General features: G+C 71.2%; 6 protein-coding genes. 1 reads left to right on the forward strand and 5 read right to left on the reverse strand.

The annotated features are described in order from the left end of the window. Positions 1-400 precede the first annotated feature (400 nt). The 5 genes from ABZ749_RS29540 to ABZ749_RS29560 form a co-directional block, all read right to left on the reverse strand. Positions 401-883, reverse strand: a complete 483-nt coding sequence (locus ABZ749_RS29540) for a hypothetical protein (protein ID WP_357233538.1) — start codon at positions 881-883, stop codon at positions 401-403. A 20-nt stretch (positions 884-903) separates the two neighbouring features. After that, positions 904-2085: a DUF4314 domain-containing protein gene (locus ABZ749_RS29545; protein WP_357233540.1), complete on the reverse strand. Its 1182-nt coding sequence runs from the start codon at positions 2083-2085 to the stop codon at positions 904-906. Positions 2086-2156: 71 nt separating this feature from the next. After that, positions 2157-2828 carry a hypothetical protein gene (locus tag ABZ749_RS29550; protein WP_357233542.1) on the reverse strand — a complete coding sequence of 224 codons (672 nt, stop codon included), beginning with the start codon at positions 2826-2828 and terminating at the stop codon, positions 2157-2159. 100 nt (positions 2829-2928) lie between these two features. Next, positions 2929-4020, reverse strand: a complete 1092-nt coding sequence (locus ABZ749_RS29555) for a M23 family metallopeptidase (RefSeq protein WP_357233545.1) — start codon at positions 4018-4020, stop codon at positions 2929-2931. A 126-nt stretch (positions 4021-4146) separates the two neighbouring features. Further along, a complete protein-coding gene (locus ABZ749_RS29560) occupies positions 4147-4560 on the reverse strand; it encodes a hypothetical protein (RefSeq protein WP_357233547.1) in 414 nt (137 codons plus the stop codon). A 21-nt stretch (positions 4561-4581) separates the two neighbouring features. Between ABZ749_RS29560 and ABZ749_RS29565 the strand changes: the two genes are divergently transcribed. Further along, positions 4582-4813: hypothetical protein (locus ABZ749_RS29565; protein WP_357233549.1), on the forward strand; the 232-nt coding region annotated here is incomplete at its 3' end.

Consider the following 4813-nt stretch of genomic DNA (forward strand, 5'->3'; position numbering starts at 1 on the left):
GAGCCAGGCGGCCGAGTTCGCCGGCCCGAGCAGCACCGCGGCGCGTTCCGGATCACCGATCACCTCGGCGAGTCGGACCGGCAGCAGCGGTCTCCGGGTGCGCGGGCGGTGGGTACCGCACAGCGGAGACGGGTGGGCCAACCCCTGCCGGCCCGCGTCGGGCCGGGCAGGTGGGCGACCACACCCCGGTGGTGCTGAAGGGTTACGGCGACACGTCGGGTCGCCGCCGGTGCGTACTGGTCGGTGTCGAGGCCGCGTGGGCGGTGTCGGCGCCAACGATGGAACCCCCGCCAGCCCAATCGATCAAGTCGAATGGGTGCGCGGTGCCGGATCGCGGGAGCGCCGGCTGACTACGCGTGCACCGTGAGGGCCGAGAGCGATGCGCGCGGCGCGGTCGTGGTCAGTCGGCGCAGCCCCGTTCGCAGCCCTGCGGGTCGCACTGCTGTCCCTCGGCCATCCGGGCCAGGGCCAGCCTGTCGTCGCCCTCAAGGTCGTCGAGGAGCGGCCAGCCGAAGCCGTCGGCGAACGCCTTGACCTTCGGCGCCCCGTACATCGGGTAGTCGGCGTGATCCATCGCCGCCACGATGTCGTCGCGGCCGAGGAGCCAGGCGAGTTCGCCGAGCTTGTCCACCGACCGGCTCGCCGAGTTGCCCCGGTGGTCGATGATCTTCCCGATGGCGAATCGAAGGTAGTCCCGGGCGTAGCTCTCGTGGTCGGCCCGCTGGTTCCACTCGACCGGGTGTCGAGGGGCGATGACTTGGTGGGCATGGTTGAGGTCGAGTGCCTCCACGAGCACCTCTTCCCGGAAGCCGAAGGCGTCCCCGCTGTTGGCCCGGAGAGCCCAGATCCGGGTGACGATTTCCTCTTGGGTACGGATGGTCACTGGGTTCCTTCCTGTTGGTCTTACCTGTCGTGGGGTGTGTCGGATGCGGCCGCCGAATTCGGCTCAGCCTCGGCAGGCGCGGCGGGTTCTGGTCGGCTGTGCCGGCCTATGCCTGATCGGGTGCGGGCAGGGTCGCCGACGATCCGGTCGCAGGCGTAGGGGTCGACGGGCTCCCAGCGCCAGTTGCGGCCCATCACCACGTACCGGCCGTCGCCGTCCGGGGTGATGCGTTCAATGGCGTCGGGGTCGTCGGACATGGCGCGTTGGTCGGCGATGATGACGTGGCCGTCGAAAGACAGGTTGGCCAGCGTTGCGTCGACCCGACGGTCCAGTTCGTCTGCCGATACGCCGGTCTCCCGGAGGCTGTCGCGGTACTGGTCGCGGTGGCGTTGCTGGTCGGCGACGATCGCCTCGGCCACCTGGCGGGTGCAGGAGAACACCGCCCAGCCGTTCCAGTGCTCGATCAGGATGCCGACGAACCCCACCTCGATGCGGTCACTGCCGTCCAGGTCGGCGGCACGCGCCCAGTCGCCGGAGAACACGCCGACGTCGCCAACACGGACCCGGTCGGGGTGGAGGTGGGACACGTCGGTACCCGTGGGGCTGGCCGCTAGGTGACACAGGTCCGCGATCCGGTCGGTGGCGGCGGTGTCGAAGGCGTCGCGGTAGACGGTCATCGCCTCGTCGCGCTGCTGGATGCGCAGCCCGAACCAGCCGCAGACGTCGCCGGTGGCGTCGGCGAACAGCTCCCACCCGGCGGTGTCGACCGCCTGTCCGACCGAGGTGTAGCGGGGCAGGGCGTCGAGGACGGCGGGATCCCCATCGTCGATGCCGGCCAGGACCCGGCGGGCGGCCAGGCGGGTGTCGCCGCTGGCGCGGGCGCCGATGGTGTCCTGTGCCCACCATTCGGCGGCGGTGTGGCCGGCCTCGGTGCCGGCGGCGCGCATTCGCTGCAGCGCGGTGGCCCATCCGGTGGCCTCGGCGACCAGCCCACCGGTGGGCGGCGGGGTGGTAGTGATCGGTTGGATGCGGTCGCCGGCGTCGAGGCACATCGACAGGGATGAGCTGCTGTCCCAGGTGACCTCGACGATGTTTTGCTGCTGGTCGTGGCGGCGGACGGTGCCGGTGTCGCCGGGCCGCAACTGGGTGTGCGGGTCGCTGGTGTGGACTAGGGCGACGCGCTGGCCGGGCTGGTAGGTCATGGTGCTCTCCGATCGGTGAGTGGACAGGCCGTCGCCGCCGGTGGGTGGCGGTGGCATTGGGGCGGGTGTGCTCATCGGGTGCTGCCCGTCGTGTCACCCGTGGTGGGGGAGTGCGGTGGCCAGGGCTTGCGGGTGAGGTGGGCGCCGAACATCGGGTCGGTGGCGACAGAGGAGCCGCAGCGGGTGCAGCTGGTGGCGGTGTCGTGGCCGTAGCCGGCCATGGACGGCACCTCGATGTGGTCGATCTCGTCGACGGCGCCGCAGACGGTGCACACGGTCATCTCCGGGCCGCCCTCGTCGAGGGCGGGTGCGGTGACGAACAGGTCCTCGATCGGGTCGAGGTGGTGGACGCTGTGCCGCAGCCAGCGGCCGTGGACCGTCGCCTCGTACACCACCAGCAGCCGCTGGTTGGGGCGCAGCAGGTACATCCATTCGTCGAACCCGTCGAGGTCCTCGCGCAGCGAGCCCTGCCGGATGGTGTTGTTCTCGGTGACGGTCGGGTAGCCCAGCCCCGCTACGGGCGGCTGTTGGTGCCATCGCCGGGGTGTGGGGTTGACGGCGAGGCTCCACCAGTTGCGGGCCAGCAGCGCGGCTGCCATGGCGTCGGTGTCGCGGCCGAACGTGTCGGTCCAGATCCGGCGCAGCAGCGGCACCAGGACCTCCGGGTCCTCGCCGAGCTGGATGGATCGGGCGGTGTACCCGCCGCGGAGTGCGGCGACACCGATCAGGACGGGTGTGCTCACGTGCCTTCCTCCTTGGGGATTCGTGGATCGGGGTTGCGGCGGTCGTCCGCGGACGGGACGGCCGTCGAGCTGGGTGATCATGGGGCCGCCGGCATCGCCGCTAGGGTCTGGTGCCGAGCGGGGCGTCGTGTGCGGCCATGAAGGGCACCGGGTCGATGGCGCCGTTCGGGCTGGCATCGCTGTGGTGGTGCACCTCGTAGTGCAGGTGCGGGCCGGAGCTGTGGCCGGTGGAGCCGACGACGCCGATGGGCTGGCCTGCGGCGACCGGCTGCCCGACCGTCACCATCGGGGGTTGATCCATGTGGCAGTAGCGGGTGAGTAAGCCGCCGAGGTGGACGATGTCGACGTACCAGCCGCACCCGCGCGTGCGAGCGGGGTCGCCGTCGCGGTCGCAGCCCCAATCGGCGCCGGTGTCGGCGTGGACGGCGTTGCAGGCGACGGTGCGGACGGTCCCGGCGGACGCGGCGCGGATGGTGGTGCCGCGCGCCGCGCTGAGATCGACGCCGTTGTGACCGGGCCGGTCCGAGCCGCGGAAGCCCGACCCGACAGGGGCGAGGATCGGCTGCGTCCACGGGCCGGTGGCCCCACACGTGGCCAGGCCATCGCTGGGTAGGCCGGCGGCGTCGGCGATCGCGGTGACCAGGTGGGTGGCGGGTCCCTCCCATGTCGCGTAGGCGTCGGGGAAGGCACTGACCTGCACGGCCTGGGCGGCCTCGGTGAGCGGCATCGCCTGCCAGCCCTTGACCGTGGCCAGCTTCTCGAAGAACCTCTCCGACGCGTAGACAGGGTCCTGAAGCTGGGCGGGAGTGCCCCACCCTTGGCTGGGGCGCTGCTGGAACAACCCGACCGAGTCCCGGTCGCCGCCGGGCAGGTTCCGCAGGGTGCTCTCCTGCAGGGCGGTGGCGACCGCGATCACCCAGCCGTGCGCTGGTAGCCAAAGTTGGGCGCCGGTGGTGACGATCGCGGCGGCGTTAGCGACCTGGTCGCTGTCCCAGTCGCCGATCGCCGGCCACTGGCGTGGCGGCGCGGGTGACGACGCGGTGATGGTTGACGCGGAGTCGGGTGAGGTGGCCGTGGGGACACACTCGGCGGCAGCCGTGCCGCCGCCGAGGAATCCGCCGAGCCCACCGGCGCAGAGCATGAACACGGCGACGAGCGCCACCGCGACGGACACCAATGATCGGAGCGTCACGTCGGCTCCCGCCGGACTCTCGGGCGGGTACGGTCGGGCCGCGCGGCGCAGGCGCGGTCGGGCGTGACCTGGCAACGGGCGAGGTAAGAGGCGCGATTGGACATGACTGGTCCTCCGAGATGCTGATTAGCCGAGGCTGTGGACGCCCACCGGATCGCCGTCGCCGGTGTGCACGGTGACGGTGTCGTCGGTGGGGTTGATGACGTAGACCCACGAGGCGTCGAGGTCGACGGCGCGGCTGAGCGGAAAGACAGTGACGGGCTCAGGAGCGGTGTCGTCGAACGTCACGCCCACACCGCCGGCGGGGTGCTGATGACGGAACGACCGGGTGTCTGGGGTGACGTCGGATCCGAGGTAGTACCAGTCGTAGGCGAGGACCGCGTCGATAAGGGCTTGAGTGTCGCGGCGGGCGGTGGTGGCCCAGATGCTGCGTAGTTCCGCGATGAGCGTCAGCGGGTAGCCGTCGAAGTGGACGTAGCGGGCGTGGACGGTGCCCGGCTGCGCGGGATCGATAGCGCTGACGTAGCAGATGATTGCCACGGGTCGTGTCTCCTCGTCGTGATGGAGCGTTTCGGGTACGGCGACGACCGCGCGGCCGTGGTGGGCCACGCGGTCGAAGGTCGTGACGGGTCTTTGGTCCGAGCCAGGTGGCGTTGGTCGCTGGTCTGGGCTGCGGCTACGCGGCGCAGACGGCGGTCAGGGCCGCGCCGGGGACGCGGCGGGGCCTTCTACGCCACGCCACAAGAAGCCAAGGAGTACCTGCTGGAGCTGACGGGCAGCCTGCTGCAGTACG

This window comes from Micromonospora sp. NPDC047753, from assembly GCF_040642735.1.
In the GTDB taxonomy this organism is placed as follows: Bacteria; Actinomycetota; Actinomycetes; order Mycobacteriales; family Micromonosporaceae; genus Micromonospora.

Bases quoted from the DNA above. Each gene is read 5' to 3' on its own strand.
- ABZ749_RS29545 (WP_357233540.1), bottom strand. From the start codon at position 2,085: ATGACCTACCAGCCCGGCCAGCGCGTCGCCCTAGTCCACACCAGCGAC.